This window comes from Tessaracoccus sp. OH4464_COT-324 (genome assembly GCF_003932855.1).
In the GTDB taxonomy this organism is placed as follows: domain Bacteria; phylum Actinomycetota; class Actinomycetes; order Propionibacteriales; family Propionibacteriaceae; genus Arachnia.
Map to the genome: position 1 here is coordinate 25,821 of NZ_RQYZ01000008.1, position 15,270 is coordinate 41,090.

Consider the following 15,270-nt stretch of genomic DNA (forward strand, 5'->3'; position numbering starts at 1 on the left):
AGTGTTCAAATACGTAGCGAAACGACTAGGCCAGTCGGCCTTGATTCTGCTCTTGGGCTCGCTGGCCATGTTCGTGCTGGTCATCAATTCCGGCGACCCGCTCGAAGATCTGCGCGAGTCCCAGGATCCGAACCGCGAGAACAGGATGGCACAGCGCATCGCGACCATGGGACTCGATTTGCCATGGTACGTGCGCTACTGGCGTTGGCTCGCTGGCGTCGGGCGGTGCTTCGTCGGGTCATGCGATCTAGGCAAGAGCCGTGATGGACAATCGGTGTCTTCTCTCGTCCAGGCAGCAGCCGGCTCCACACTCCAGCTGGTGACGTCCGCCACGGTGCTTGCCATCTTCATCGGCATTACGCTCGGCATTATCACCGCTGTGCGTCAGTACTCGGCCTTCGACTACGTGGTCACCTTCATGGCTTTCGTCTTCTTCTCGCTGCCAGTGTTCTGGTTCGCGGTGCTGCTGAAGCACTACGCAGCCATCCAGTTCAACAACTGGATTCCGAGCGGAAAAATATCCTGGCTGACCATCTTGATCATTGCCGCGATCCTTGGCCTGGTGCTCGCTGCGGCGATCGGCGGCACCTGGCGTCGTTGGCTCGCCACGTGGACGATCACCGTGGGCATCGTCGGCGGGGCACTGTTCTACATCGACGCGGTCACGTGGGTGCGCCGTCCGGCGGTTGGCTTGCCGGTGTACATCCTCGCGCTCGTCGGTGCCGGAGTGTTGGTGGTGGCTATGACCTCCGGCTTCAAGAATCCGCGGGTGCGCAACTCAGTGTTGGCCACCGTCGGGGTATCCATCGTGGGATTCCTCATCATGCGGCCCATCCTGATGAAACCGGTCACCGGGCGAGAAAATTTCAGCAGCGTCACCTGGATGCTGCTCGGCTGCTTCGCTGCAGCCATCCTGCTGGCGGTCATCTCCGGACAGCTGCTCGGCGGGTTCTCCAGACGGCAGGCGACGATGGCGTCGGTGATCGTTGCTCTCATTGGCAGCGTGCTTGCCTTTGTGGACCTGATGCTCAGTAACTGGTCCACCTATCTCAAGATTCAACCGCGCCCGATAGCCACTGTCGGGTCGGCGACGCCCAACATGAACTCGACCTACTGGCACCACACGATCGACAGTGCGACGCATATCGTGCTGCCCACCATCGCGCTGATGATGGTGTCGATCGCGGGCTACATTCGTTACACGCGCGCCTCCATGTTGGAGGTGCTGCGGCAGGACTACATCCGCACCGCGCGTTCCAAGGGCATATCCGAGCGCAAGGTGATCACCCGGCATGCGTTGCGCAACGGCCTCATCCCGCTGGCCACCATCATCGCGTTCGACTTCGCAGCGCTCATCGGTGGTGCCGTCATCACGGAGAGCGTCTTCGGCTGGCAGGGCATGGGTTACCTCTTCAAGACCGGTTTGAACAACGTCGACCCGATCCCGGTCATGGGCTTCTTCTTGGTGGCTGGTGGCGCTGCGGTGACGATGAACCTCATCGCAGACCTGGTCTACGCAATTCTCGACCCGCGGATCACCGGCTAGGAGGGGTGAACGATGAGTGAAAAGAAGGAGACTTCGTTCGTCGAGGACGATCAGTACTCGGTCGAGGATGTCCTCGATCAGACAACGGACAAATCGTATTCACAAGGTCAGCTGGTGCTTCGTCGCTTCCTCCGCCACAAGGCGGCGATGGTGGCTCTTGTGGTGCTGGCATTCATCATCGTGCTGTCCTTCACCTCGATAGGTTTCGGCCCGATCCCGGGCTGGTGGGACAAGACTTACTTCGACCGCTACGACTTGGCGCTGCCTGGGGGAAAGCCGACGCTGCAGCTGTGGCCGCCCGCGCTGGGCGAGCATCCCTTCGGTCAGGACACGATCGGCAAGGACTACTTTGCTCTCGTGATGCGCGGCACGCAGATCTCGCTGTTCGTCGCCTTCACTGTCGGTTTCGTGGCCACCACCATTGGCACCACGATCGGCTCGGTCGCCGGCTACTTCCGCGGCCTGTTGGAATCGTTGCTCATGCGGATGACGGATCTGTTCATCATCATCCCCCTGCTCGTGCTCGCCGCCGTTTTCGGGCGCACCTTCGGCTCCAACGTGCCGATGCTGGCGCTGATGATCGGCCTGATCGGCTGGACCGGCCTCGCGAGGCTCGTGCGCGCCGAGGTGCTGTCGCTGCGCGAGCGTGAATTCGTCGCAGCCGCGCGCGCCATCGGCACTCCCGCGCCGCGCATCATCCTGCGCCACGTGCTGCCCAACGCCCTCGGCACCATCGTCGTCAACTCGACGCTGCTCATCTCAGGCGCGATCCTCACCGAGACCGCGATCTCGTTCTTGGGCTTCGGCGTGCGCGCCCCCGACACCTCGCTTGGTCTGCTGATCCAGACCTACCTGAACGCGCTCGACACCAGGCCCTGGCTGTTCTGGTGGCCCGGCATGTTCATCCTCTGCATCGCGCTGTGCGTCAACTTCATCGGCGACGGCCTGCGCGATGCATTCGATCCCCGGCAGACGCTGGACTGAGGGAGCTGAATCATGACTCAACAAGCTGTACTGCAATTTAGGGATCTGGACGTCAAGTTCAAGACCGAGTTCGGCCGCGTGCACGCGGTGAAGGGTCTCACCCTGGACGTGCACCCGGGCGAAGTGGTGGCGCTGGTGGGCGAGTCCGGCTCCGGAAAGTCGGTGACCGCGACGACAGCGCTCGGCCTGCTGCCGAAAAACGCCACGATCGATGGCCAGACCTTCGTCGCCAACCAGCCGATCGGCAAGCTCAACCAGAAGCAGCTGCGCAACGTGCGCGGAAATCACGTCGCGATGGTGTTCCAGGAGCCGATGACGGCGCTCAACCCGGTCATTCGGGTGGGCGAGCAGCTCACCGAGGCGATGGAGGTTCACGGTGTGGCCTTCGGACGCGAGGCCTGGGCTCGCGCAGTCGACCTGTTGAAGGCGGTGGGCATCCCGAACGCGGAGCGACGCGCCAAGCAGTTCCCACACGAGCTATCGGGCGGCATGCGCCAGCGCGTGGTGATCGCGATGGCGCTGGCCTGCGACCCGGCCGTCATCATCGCAGACGAACCCACCACCGCGCTCGACGTGACTGTTCAGGCCGACATCCTCGACCTGTTGCGCTCGCTTAAGGACAAGCTCAATACCGGCATCCTGCTCATCACCCACAACATGGGCGTCGTGGCCGACATGGCCGACCGCGTTGCCGTCATGTTCAAGGGCGACATCGTCGAGCAGGGCACCTGTGAGGAGGTGCTGCTCAACCCCCAGCACCCCTACACCAAGCGTCTGCTGAACGCGGTGCCGCACCTCGGGCGTGGGCATGGCCAGTTCGGCGAGCCGGTGGCTGAGGTTAAGCGCGACGAGCTGGCGCTTAACGTCAAGAACTTCGTCATCGAGTACAAACGGCCAGGAAAGAAGCCGTTTAGGGCCGTCGATGACGTCAGTTTCGACGTCCGGCGCGGCGAGATCGTCGGCCTCGTGGGGGAGTCTGGTTCAGGCAAGTCCACCGTCGGCAGGGCGCTGCTGGGACTGATCCCGGTGGCGGACGGCCACGCCGAGGTGCTCGGCCAGGATCTGACTCAGCTGCGCGGCCAGCAGCTGAAGGAACTTCGGGCCCGGATCGGTGTGATCTTCCAAGATCCGGCCGCCTCGCTGAACCCGCGCCTGCCCGTCGGCGACGTGATCGCGGAGCCGCTGCAGGTGCACAAGGTAGGCGACACCGCGTCGCGCAGGCAGCGCGTCTTCGAGTTGCTCGACGCGGTGCGGCTGCCACGCTCGGCCTTCAACCGCTACCCGCACGAACTTTCCGGCGGTCAGCGTCAGCGCGTCTCGATCGCTCGGGCGCTCACGCTCAACCCGGAGCTGCTGGTGGCGGACGAACCCACGTCGGCCCTCGACGTGTCGGTGCAGGCGAGCGTGCTGGAGATGTTCACCGAGCTGCAGAAGGAGTTCGGCTTCGCCTGCCTCTTCATTTCGCACGATCTGGCCGTGATCGACTCGCTGGCGCACCGCGTCGTCGTGATGCAGTACGGCAAGATCGTGGAGAAAGGCACCCGCGAGGCGGTGTTGTTGAACGCTCAGGAGGAGTACACGCAGCGGCTGTTGGCCGCCGCACCGGTGCCCAACCCGATCGAGCAGCGTGAGCGGCGCGAGGCTCGCCACGCGCTGCTGAAGTCGCTGGGTGACACCGTGGTCGAGATCGACACCCGCGAACTCGACCAGTAGCGAAGAATCCGACGAGGGCGCGCGCAGCTTGCGTGCGCCCTTCGCTTTCCGGGCGCGTCCCGGCTTCGCTTGATCGATGTGTCGAAGGTGGCATGTCCGAGGGCGACGGCGCAGGGATGGTCCCGACCACCGCGGCTGAGAACACGATGGCCGGGACCAGTCCCACTCAAACCCCGAGTGGCATCAGGGCGAGTCCTCACTAGAAGTCGTGGGCAGGAGGGCGCGGGCTGCCGACGCGCCCGGCGTGGGCGCCGCCCAGGCGCCGGATCGCGGTGGGTGCGGCATCGGCATGTGAAAACCTCCAGGCTGGCGGTTGCTGGGCCGGCCGAGGCACAACCGACATCCCGCAGACCGCGACGGGAAAACTGTCTGCCACTCAGCGGGCATTCCGGCTCGGGTTTCCCCTCACGGTTGCGGGTCAGCTCCGGATTCGCACCGGATTCCCCCACTCAGAGGCACAGCAAACTCTACCAGTAGCTGTTTTGGCTCTACGCTATGCGTATGCCATTCACCCCCGAACTCACCACCCTCGCATACGTCGTGGTCGACCAGAGGGTGCTGCTCGTGCACCGAATAGCCCGCGACGACGACGAACAGCTAGGCAAGTACAACGGGCTCGGCGGGAAGGTGGAGCCAGGCGAGCACGTCGTCGCGGCGATCCGGCGTGAACTGCGGGAAGAGGCCGGTATCGAGGTCACCGAGTTGAGTCTGCGCGGGACGCTGTCCTGGCCGGGTTTCAACGGTCGGGACGTGTTTGGTTTCGTTTTCTTGGTCACCGGTTTCACCGGCGAGATCCCCGAACGCAACGAGGAGGGCACGCTGGGCTGGCACGACATCGCTAGCATCATGGAGCTGCCCATGTGGGACGGGGACCGGCATTTCTTGCCGCTGGTCTTTGACCCCGGGGTGGCCCAGTTCCACGGGGTGCTGCCCTACGACGGCGGGCACAACGTCGGCTGGGAGGTGGCCGTGGTTCCTGCCGGGGCGGCCACATGAGATGGTTGCGCGTGCTGGGCTGGGTGGTGCTCGTCGGTGGGGCGCTGGCGGCGGTTCCGCTGTGGGTGACCTGGTTGTGGCCCGAAGCGCAGTTGATCGCCGACGTGGTGGTTTTTGGCTCGTCGCTGATCCCGCTGCTCTGGGCCCCGACGATGATTGCGCTGGCTGGTGTTGTCGTAGTCGGCGGGCATTTCCCGCGCCTGGTGGCGATCGGTGTGGCCTCGGTGCTGGCCGGCTACTGGGCGTTGCCGCTTTTCGGCCCGTTGGAGCGGCCGCAGCCGGTTGAGGGCGAGCTTCAGTTCGTCAACGTGAACGCTCGGTTCGGCCACGCGACGGTCTCTTCGATCCGTGCCCAGGTGCAACCCTCGACGACGGTGCTGGTCGTCCAAGAGTTTACGCCGGAACTGCGCCAGCGGCTGGCCGAGGCGGGTTTCGAGCGTGATTTCCCGTTCCTGGCGGGGGAAGCGCGAGTGGGTCCGTCGGGTACGGCAGTCTATTCCCGGGTGCCCGTGGTGGAGTTAGCCCGGGTGGATGACGTCTTCCTCAACCTGTTGGTGCGGGTAGAACTTCCCGGCGGTGCGTGGCATCTTGGGGCGATCCACACCGCAGCCCCACAGCTGGGGGCCGAGCTGTGGCATCGCGACGCGCTGGCGGTGGCCGAGATGCTGCGCCCCCACGTGGGGCAGCGGCTGGTGGCGGTGGGCGACTTCAACGCGGTGCCGGAGCACATCACCATGCGGGCCTTCACAGATCTCGGGCTCAGCGACCCGATGCGTGCCACGATCTCGGGGCCGTCAGCGCTCACCCGATGGCAACCCACGTGGCCGGTCGGCCGGGCGCTGATCGCGTTCGCCAGGATCGACCACGTGCTCGTCGGGCCGGGGGTGACGGCGGCGGAGCCGGCCTACTTCGTCGTCGAGGGCAGTGACCACAAGGGCATCCGAGGTGGCGCGTGGAGCGGCTAGCGGCGCTGGAAGCCGCGATGGGCGAGCAGGACCCGACATCGCTCGGCGCGGGCGAACGGCTGCGTCGGCGCTTCAGCGCCGATGCCGCGGCCTGGGCGCTTACCCAGGTGGCGCTGCGCCGCAAGGCGCGCGGCAAATTCTCGCGGGCCGCGCAGATGTTGTTCACGCCGGCGGGCCTGGAACAGGCCACGCGGGAGGCGGTGGCGAGGTGGCGGGCCCGGCGTTTCGTTGATGCCGGAGTGCGGCGAGTCTGGGATGTGGGCTGCGGCATCGGCTCGGACGCGCTCGCCTTCGCTGAGGCGGGTATCGAGGTGGTGGCGCTCGATGCCGACCCGGCGACGGCGGAGGCGGCCAGCCACAACCTGGCTCTTGTCGGCGCGGGCCCGGCTCGGGTGGCCCGCGCGGAGGAGTTGAACATCCCGCCGGGCGACGCGGTATTCCTCGACCCGGCCCGGCGCACCGGGCGGGGCCGCACCTGGCGGCTGGCGGACTGCTCGCCCCCGTGGCGGCTAGTGGAGGGCTACCTGGCGAGTGAGCGGTTCGTCGCGGTGAAGCTGGGTCCGGGGGTGGCGAAGGAGGTGTTGCCCGAGGCGTCCCAGTGGTGTTGGGTGAGCGAGGGCGGCGACGTCGTCGAGACTTGCTTGTTCAACCGCTGCGCCGGGCGCGCGGCGATTCGGCTCGTCAACGGCGAGGAGCATGTCCTCTTCGCGTCGGGGGAACGGCTGCCGGTGGGAGACGTGGGCGCGTACCTCGCCGAGCCCGACGGCGCCGCGATCCGGGCGGGAGCCCTGGCGGAGGCGGCTGGCGCGGGCGCTTGGCTGCTGGATGAGCACGTGGCCTACCTGTCCAGTGACCAGCCCATCACCACCGGCTGGGTGACCAACTTCGAGGTGGTCGAGGTGCTGCCCTTTGACCGAAAGGTGTTGGCCCGCTACGTGCGCGACCACGGGGTCGGGACCCTGGAGATCAAGAAACGGGCTGTCGACGTCGACCCGGCCCAACTGCGCGCCCGACTGGCTCCGAAGGGGCCCAACTCGGGGACCATCGTCCTGGCCCGCACCCCCTCGGGGACCCGCGCTATCGTCGTGCGAAGGATGTAGCGGCGCGGCGCGGACGGGTCGCCACAGCTCAGGCGTTGGCGGGCTCGCTGGTGCCGGCGCCGCGGCGGCGCAGTCCGACGTCGGGCAGCACCGAGGAGGGCTGGGTGTCGGAGCCATAGATGGTGTAGCCGCCGTCGGCCAGCATCGCCAGGTCCTGGGCACCGGGCTGGCCCTCGGAGGTGAGGTAGTCGCCGAGGAAAAGCGAGTTGCAGATTTCGAGGGCCAGCGGCTGCAGCGAACGCAGGTGCTGCTCGCGGCCAGCGGCCACCCGCACGTCGGCGCCGCCGACGACGAAGCGCACCATGGCCAGGATCCGCAGGCAGTGTTGTGGCGTGAGCTGTTGGTGGCCCTGCAGCGGGGTGCCGTCGAAGGGCATCAGGAAGTTGACCGGCACGGAGTCCGCGCCCGCGTCGCGTAGCTGGAAGGCTACCTCGACGAGCTGTTCGTCGGTTTCGCCCATGCCTGCGATCAGGCCGGAGCAGGCGCTCAGCCCGTGCTCGCGGGCATGCTGCACGGTGGCGCGACGCTGGTCGAAGCTGTGCGTGGTGCAGATGTTGTCGTAGTGGGATTCGGCAGTGTTGAGGTTGTGGTTGTAGGCGTCTGCGCCGGAGGCGGCGAGTCTCTCCGCCTGTCCGTCTTTCAAGATGCCGAGGCAGGCGCAGATCTCGATGTCGGGGTGGCGCTGCTTGAGTTCCGTGATGATGTCGCCGACGCGCTCCACGTCGCGATTCGACGGGCCGCGCCCGGAGGCCACCAGGCAGACGCGCCGGGCTCCGGCGCCGATGCCGGCGCTGGCTGCGGCCACGGCGTCGGTGTGGCTGAGCCAGGTGTAGCGCAGGATATCCGCCTCGGAGCCCAGGCGTTGCGAGCAGTAGGAGCAGTCCTCTGGGCAACGCCCGGACTTGAGGTTGACGAGGTAGTTCACCTTCGTGGCGGTGCCGTGGAAGTGTCTGCGGATCCGGCCTGCTGCGGTGACGAGCTCGTAGAGGCGCTCGTCGGGCGTTTGTAGCACGCCGAGCGCCTCCACAGGTGTCGGGCTCTGGCCACGGATCACTTCGTCGGCTAGCTCCTGTAGGTTCATCGTCCCTCCCGTTTTGAACAGTGTTCAAAACTTAGCGCAGCTGATGGACGGTAGGGAAACTGGAAGCTTCGGTGGGCTGGAACAAGGGCGCGGACGGTGATTTGGTTGACTAAGTCTGGCGAATTGCCTTGTTGGTTGCCCTTCTCGCTGAACTCCTAGGCACTAGCATGTCGAGATATCTCTAAACTGCATCGGCCCAGGCCAAGGAGGACCGCGATGAAGAGAGCCCTAGCGACGCTGGCGAGCCTTGCGCTCCTAGCTTTCCCCGCGCTGTCGCCGCAAGGGGCAGCCGATCCGGGGCAGCCGCCACCGCCTGCGGCGAAACCCGCCGAGCCAAAGTTTGGGCCGGGTAGTCCGGACGAGCCTCGGCGGGTGATGGTCATGTTGAAGCAACAGCCGAACCAGCCGGACGAGAAGGAAGCAGGCCTGTCCGCAGTCGACCGGGTGCTGGCCCGCTGGGAGGGCGCCGAAGGGTTCAGCGTCCGACGCAGGTTCGGCCACCTGCTGCACGGTTTCTCGGCGACGCTGCCGAAGAGCCAGATCCGAGCGTTGGCCGCAGACCCGGACGTCGCCACCGTCGAGACGCTGAAGGTCTACTACCCTGCGATGCAGACCGCAGGCGAACTGACCCAGAGCGTTGCCGCACGCAGCAGCTTCGATGTGGACGGCTCCGGGGTCGTTGTTTCCGTGATCGACACGGGAATTGACCCCAAGCACAGGGACATGCGCCTCGACCCTCAGGCCAAGAGAAAGCTCCGGCCCAAGGGCGATCTCGCCACCGAGAAGGTCCCCTACGGGTGGAACTACGCTGACGAGAACCCCAACTTCACGGACGAGACGGACTCCATGCACGGTATGCACGTCGCAGGAATCGTTGCGGCGAACGGCGGATCGGACGCGGATGTGCTGACGAATGGCCGGATCAATGGCATCGCCCCGAACGCCCAGCTGCTGGCGATGAAGGTGTTCTCTAATGACCCGAGCGCCGGTGGCGCCAAAGAGGACGACATCATCGCGGCCATTGAAGACTCGGTGAAGATGGGCGCGGACGTGATCAACATGTCGCTGGGCTCGGCCAACGGGACGAATCAGGCGTCCGTCGGCCAGGGCAGGGCGATCGCTAACGCCCAGGCGGCCGGGGTCCAAGTCATCGTCGCTGCAGGCAACGACGGGCTGAACGGATCGCCGAACGGTAGCGACGTCGACTACACGGAGATGCTCGATGACGGAGCGATGGCCGCGCCTGCCTCCGCACCGGGGTCGTTGGCGGTCGCCTCGGTGGACAACACGCACACCGTCGCGCTGCTCGCCCGGGCAACGGCTGGACAGCAGAGCATGGAATTGCCCTACAAACTGCAGATCGGAAATCCTGATCACGCCGACCGGGCGGTCGTGAACGCCGGGTTGGGCCGACCGGAGGACTTCCCAGCGGGCGCGCGCGACAGCTACGTGCTCATCAAACGCGGAGACCTGACCTACGCCGAGAAGTTCGAGAACGCGATCGCTGCTGGCGCCTACGGCGTGATCATCTACAACCATGAGGAGGGGGGTGACACGTTCTCCGGGATGTCGGGCCTCGAAGAGGTGAGCGTGCCGGGTGCCTTCTTGTTCCACTCCGTGGGTGAGCGGTTGCGCCAGGCCATCGAGATGAACGGGGGAGCGGGCCGGATCGCGTTGACCGAGGAAACCACCCTGATCAAGCTTGACGGGGAGGGGCCGCGGGCTTCGTCCTTTTCCTCTTGGGGAGCGACGCCGGAGCTGGATTTCAAACCCCAGCTGGCCGGAATCGGTGGAAATGTCTTCTCCACCGTCAACGGCAACAAGTACCGAGAAGAGTCGGGCACCTCGATGGCTGCGCCACACGTCGCTGGCGCGTTCGCCCTGGGCCTACAGAGGTACAAGGAGATGTACCCGGGGCTGGGCGCGGACAAGCTGAATGAGCAATTGCGCACCGCGTTGGCCAACACCGCCAAAGCCTTGGAACATTCGCCGGGCGTGCCTTACGCGCCCCGCCAGATCGGCGCCGGTCTGATCCAGACGGCGGATGCGCTGCAATCCCGGGTGTTCGCTACGGTGGACGGTCAGCCACACGTCGCGTTGCGTGAGATGGACGGGCCGCGAACCTTCACGGTGCAGTTGGAGAACACTGCGGATCGTGACTTTACCTTCGGCACAGGCGGCACCTGCGTGCTCGCGGAGAGCCAGACGGCAGGCGAGCGAAACACCACCAGTTGCAGCGCCGACGAGCATCTCGTCGCTGCCCAACCCACCGTGACCGTGCCAGCGAAAGGCCGGGCCAGCGTCGAGTTCACTCTGGAACCAAAGACCGACTCTCGGCACTGGATACAGGGCTGGGCGAGACTCTCCTCCACGGATCAGGCGCAGCCAGACCTCGCCGTGGCCTATCTCGGTTTCGTGGGTGACTGGAACGCCGAACCGATCATCGACCACCCGGAAGAAGGCGGGAAGATTCCCGTGCTCGACGGGATTTTGGGAGAGGATCAAGTCAACCTCACCCGGTTGTTCAGCCCGTTGGGGAGGTCTCAGACCTTCACACAGTGGATGTCGCCGAACGGGGATGGATTCTTCGACGAGGTCTTCCCGACCTACATGCTGCTGCGCTCGGCAGGTGACATCGAATTCGAGATCATGAAGGGCGACGAGGTGCTCCGCAAGTTCGGGGCGGAGCGGGACATGCATCGTATCCCGTTGCGGCACGTTCCGCCCGCGATCCGCTCCGTGGCGGAGGGCGCGACGAACCAGGTGTGGGACGGCACCGTGTACAACCCCGCCACCGGAGCGTTTGAGGTCGTCGGCGACGCCGACCTGGGCGAGTATCGCTTCCGGATTCGGGCCAGGTTGTCCGCCGACTACGACTGGCAGGCCACGGATCTGCAGATCGGCATCGACACCGTCGCGCCCCAGGCTTCGCTGAGCGTCGAGGCGAAGCCGGACGGCTCCCGGAAGTACACGGTGGTGGCCAGCGACGATCGCGCCGGGCTTGAGGCTCCCGGGGGCGTCTACGCGCTCGACGCCAGAACCTCCACGTTCTTCGACCCCGTCCAGAGCGGGCCCGGAAGGTACACCTTCACTGTCGAGAAGGAGCTGGCGGAGGCTGATTCCTACGCCGAGATCCTGGTCATGGACAAAGCAGGCAACGCCACGGAACTCAGGGACTTCTACCAGGAACGTCCGATCCGCGTGCTCGACAGCCATCTGGTGGATCGCTGGATCGGCAAGGAGTCCGTTCCGCACCTGATGCCGGAGGTCAAGGACGACGCGGCCATCATTGATCTGTTGGTGGCGCCCACGGTGGACCGCGTCGAGTTCAACGGTGCCCCGACTCGGGTGACCGACGGTAAGGCGCAGGTGGCGGTACCGCTGAAGCGCGGCCGAAGCGATCTGCACTTCAAGGCCTATTCGGGCTCCCAACTGTTGGGCGAGGCCAAGCACTGGCTGGGCTATGACGACACCCCGCCGACCCTGGAGATCCTCTCGGCTCCTGTGAACGCCGCAGGCGAACTCGAACTTGCACCCGATGGTTCGATCACGATCACCGGGAAGGTGGCGGACGACATGGCCCCGACGGATGATCTGGCGCTGCTGGAGAATGGCCTGGACGAGATCGCGCTGGACGCCCAGGGCGGGTTCACCTACACGACCACGCCGGGGGAGGGGCGAACCTTCCTGGGGCTGGTGGCGCTGGACCACGCGTCCACTTACCGGAGGACGGAGGATTACGCGAACTCTGCGACCAAGGCGTGGACGATAGCAGGGCGCTCGCGTCAGCTGGGCTTGCACGCCATCTTCGATGACCCTGAACTCGACGGCGGCAGGTTCGGCCAGTCGGCCTATCTCGTCACCCCGGCATTCCGGGATCTCACGGTCATCAACGAGAATGCGGCCTCGGGTGAGGTGGCTGCGCGTCTTACTCTCAAGGGTAGGCTCTCCGAGCCGCCAGCCTCTTTCGCGATCGCTGGCAAGGAGGTTCAGCTGGACGACGAGTTGCGGTTCTCTGTCCCGATTGAGCTCGCAAACGCGATCAACAGCGTGGGCTACGTGGCGGAGAGTCGACAGGGTGAGCGCATCGAGGGGTCCTGGCGCTTCGTCTACGACCGTGCGCTGCCCGGAATGGAGTTCAAGACGGACCCGACCATCCACGCGGACGGGGCTATCTACCTGCGCAAGACGCCGGCCGAGGTTCAGCTCTCGGGCGAGGTCTGGGACAACGAGTTCGGCTACCGGCTTGAGGTCAACGGCAATGTGGTCAAGGAGTTCACCAACCTGTGGGACGCTGGGGCCGACAACAGGCGACCCTTCCGGGCAAGCGTCGCCAAAGCTGAGCATGGCCACCAGATGCTGCTCACACTCATGGATGGCATGGGCAATGGCTTCGAGCGCAAGGTGCCGATCGAGCTGGATGATGTCCAGCCCGAGCTGACCGTCGAGGGCGGGCGAGGGACGGTGTCCCGGTCTGCGGAGGTCAAGGTCTCCACCTCGGACGCCAACTTGGAGAGCCTGGTGGTTCACCTCGACGGTCGCGAGGTGCGCAGCGAGCACGTGCCCGTCGCGCCGCACCCGAAGGCGTCGCTCGCCGAGTATCGGCAGGGCGACGTGGTGGACGGCTCGCCGGTGGGGGCTCGCGCGGCGGATGCCCGGTCGCGGGAGATCGCGCTCAAGCTGTCGGACGTGCCCGGCCTGACCTCGGGCAGGCACGTGCTGTCGGCGACGTCGCTGGACAAGGCGGGTAATCGCTCCACCGTGCTGCAGGTTCTGCACGTTGATGAGCCGCCGACCATCGTCGGGCCGGACTCGCTGACGGTGGCGCCGGGCGTGGATCCCAGGGTCGCCATTCGGGATGCGTACCGGGCGGAGGATCTGGAAGATGGGCAGTTGAGTCTGATGTTCGACGTGGCGCAGCTCTTCAAGGGGCGGACGCTCCAGCTGGAGCTTTGGGCCACGGACTCCGCCGGGAACACGACGCGCCGCTCGGTGACGGTGACGCTGCTCTCCGGCGAGCCTGGGTTGCCCGACGGTCAGGATGGCCCGCTGAAGCGTCCCGGCAAGCCCGGGGTGCCGGGCAAGCGGCCGGGGCTGCCTCGCACGGGCGACTGAATCGGCTGGACCGGGGGCCGCGGGAATTTTCTCGCGGCCCCGTCTCTTGGTTCTCTTCGGCGGAGCCGCCTGTCCATCTTCCGATAAAGTGATATCATATTGATATCTACTTAAGGAGGCTGATATGGAAGTCAATGCTGCGCCGCCCGCCGCCGTCGCCGACGGGTGGTCGGGTGCAGGAGTGGCCATCGAGGAGCGGTCATCGTGGACCGCGAACGGCTGGTTGTTCCTCGCCCTCGGGGTGATCCTGACGGGCGTGGGAGCATGGTTTGTCGTCTCCGGCGCGATCTTGAAGTCCTCCGGGGAGGGGCCCCTGCCGGAAATGATCATCGGCGTGCTCGCTTTCACGGTCGCCGGCGTGGTCTTCTCCTGCCTCACGATCGTTAACCCCGGCGAGGCCCGGGTGCTGCAGTTCCTGGGCCGCTACATCGGCACCACGCGTACCACGGGCCTCAGCGCGGTGGCGCCCTACACGTCGCGCGCCACGATCTCCGTGAAGGTGAATAACTTCGAGACCAGCGAGCTCAAGGTCAACGACGCCGAAGGCAACCCGGTGAACATCGCGGCCATCATCGTGTGGCAGGTGGCCGACACCGCCAAGGCCAGGTTCGCCGTCGAGAGGTACCCGGAGTTCGTGGCCGTGCAGTCGGAGGCGGCGCTGCGCCACGTCGCCATGCGCTACCCCTACGACGACTCGGAGGGCCAGGCTGACAGCCTGCGCGGCTCGACCGAGCAGGTGGCCTCGGAGCTGGCGAGCGAGGTGGCGGCCCGCGTCAGCATCGCGGGCATCCAGGTGGTGGAGGCGCGCATCTCCGCGCTCGCCTACGCGCCCGAGATCGCCCAGGCGATGCTGCAGCGGCAGCAGGCGGCGGCCATCATCGCCGCGCGCGAGAAGATCGTCGAGGGCGCTGTCTCGATGGTCAACGGGGCGCTGGAGCGCTTGGAGCGGGAGCAGATCGTCGAACTCGACGAGGAGCGCAAGGCCGCGATGGTGTCCAACCTGCTCGTGGTTCTGGCCAGCGACTCCCGGGTCAGCCCCGTCGTCAACGCCGGATCGCTCTACACCTAGGAGCGAACATGGCCGAACGCAAGTCGGTTCTGCTGCGGCTGGATCCCGCCGTGCATGAGGCGCTCTCCAGGTGGGCCGCCGACGACATGCGCTCGCTCAACGCCCAAGTGGAGCTGCTGCTGCGCGACGCCCTGCGTAAGGCGGGGCGCGCGCCGAAGCAGCTCGGCCCGCTGCCCAAACGCGGGCGGCCGAAGGTCGGAGGCGGCTGAAGCGGACGGCCGCACGGCCGCACGTCTGGCACTCGGGTTGAATGAGTGCTAGATCAGGTATAGCCTCGTTGTTGGCACTCGTGCTGATCGGGTGCTAATGCCTGGCGGCACCGCGACGACGCCCGGCGACCGCATGAAGCCAGCCCGCGCTAGCGGGCATGACCTACAGAAAGGTGTTTGACGTGGCAGTCACGATCAAGCCGCTGGAGGACCGCGTCCTCGTCGAACCGCTCGCAGCCGAGCAGACCACCGCCTCGGGCCTGGTCATCCCCGATACCGCCAAGGAGAAGCCGCAGGAGGGCCGCGTCGTGGCCACCGGCCCCGGCCGCTTCGACGAGTCCGGCGAGAAGCGCGTCCCCCTGGACGTCAAAGTTGACGACGTCGTCGTCTTCTCCAAGTACGGTGGCACCGAGCTGAAGTACGAGGGCAAGGAGTACCTGCTCCTCAACGCCCGCGACATCCTGGCCGTCGTCACCAAGTAAGGGGCACACC

11 protein-coding genes and 1 riboswitch are annotated in these 15,270 nt (G+C 66.1%); of the genes, 10 read left to right on the forward strand and 1 reads right to left on the reverse strand.

Annotated features, from left to right (window positions below; all coding sequences use genetic code 11):
* The first annotated feature begins 1 nt into the window (after position 1).
* The 6 genes from EII42_RS06115 to EII42_RS06140 all read left to right on the forward strand — a co-directional run bounded on the left by EII42_RS06115 (position 2) and on the right by EII42_RS06140 (position 7,304).
* Positions 2–1,546, forward strand: a complete 1,545-nt coding sequence (locus tag EII42_RS06115; RefSeq protein WP_125171229.1) for an ABC transporter permease — start codon at positions 2–4, stop codon at positions 1,544–1,546.
* Positions 1,547–1,558: 12 nt separating this feature from the next.
* Positions 1,559–2,530: an ABC transporter permease gene (locus EII42_RS06120; RefSeq protein WP_125171230.1), complete on the forward strand. Its 972-nt coding sequence runs from the start codon at positions 1,559–1,561 to the stop codon at positions 2,528–2,530.
* A 12-nt stretch (positions 2,531–2,542) separates the two neighbouring features.
* Complete coding sequence (locus tag EII42_RS06125) at positions 2,543–4,243, forward strand: ABC transporter ATP-binding protein (RefSeq protein ID WP_125171231.1); 1,701 nt, start codon at positions 2,543–2,545, stop codon at positions 4,241–4,243.
* A 360-nt stretch (positions 4,244–4,603) separates the two neighbouring features.
* Positions 4,604–4,733, reverse strand: a riboswitch (cobalamin riboswitch).
* Between the two features lie 11 nt (positions 4,734–4,744).
* Positions 4,745–5,239, forward strand: coding sequence for an 8-oxo-dGTP diphosphatase (locus EII42_RS06130; RefSeq protein ID WP_125171315.1), 495 nt, complete (start codon positions 4,745–4,747; stop codon positions 5,237–5,239).
* Entirely contained in the window at positions 5,236–6,204 is a 969-nt protein-coding gene (locus EII42_RS06135; protein WP_125171232.1) for an endonuclease/exonuclease/phosphatase family protein, read from the forward strand. Before EII42_RS06130 ends, EII42_RS06135 begins: the two co-directional genes overlap by 4 nt.
* Positions 6,192–7,304: a class I SAM-dependent methyltransferase gene (locus EII42_RS06140; RefSeq protein WP_199729810.1), complete on the forward strand. Its 1,113-nt coding sequence runs from the start codon at positions 6,192–6,194 to the stop codon at positions 7,302–7,304. The genes EII42_RS06135 and EII42_RS06140 overlap by 13 nt, the downstream gene beginning before the upstream one ends.
* Before the next feature lie 28 nt (positions 7,305–7,332).
* Here EII42_RS06140 and bioB read toward each other — a convergent pair whose 3' ends face one another.
* A complete protein-coding gene (bioB, locus tag EII42_RS06145) occupies positions 7,333–8,385 on the reverse strand; it encodes a biotin synthase BioB (protein WP_125171233.1) in 1,053 nt (350 codons plus the stop codon).
* Positions 8,386–8,601: 216 nt separating this feature from the next.
* On the opposite strand from bioB, the gene EII42_RS06150 reads away from it, so the two are divergent.
* The 4 genes from EII42_RS06150 (at position 8,602) to groES (ending at position 15,260) form a co-directional block, all read left to right on the forward strand.
* Entirely contained in the window at positions 8,602–13,500 is a 4,899-nt protein-coding gene (locus tag EII42_RS06150; RefSeq protein WP_125171234.1) for a S8 family serine peptidase, read from the forward strand.
* A 124-nt stretch (positions 13,501–13,624) separates the two neighbouring features.
* Entirely contained in the window at positions 13,625–14,569 is a 945-nt protein-coding gene (locus EII42_RS06155) for an SPFH domain-containing protein (RefSeq protein WP_125171235.1), read from the forward strand.
* An 8-nt stretch (positions 14,570–14,577) separates the two neighbouring features.
* Entirely contained in the window at positions 14,578–14,778 is a 201-nt protein-coding gene (locus EII42_RS06160; RefSeq protein WP_125171236.1) for a hypothetical protein, read from the forward strand.
* Between the two features lie 182 nt (positions 14,779–14,960).
* On the forward strand, positions 14,961–15,260 hold the full coding sequence (gene groES / locus EII42_RS06165; protein ID WP_125171237.1) for a co-chaperone GroES: 300 nt from the start codon (positions 14,961–14,963) through the stop codon (positions 15,258–15,260).
* Positions 15,261–15,270: the final 10 nt, after the last annotated feature.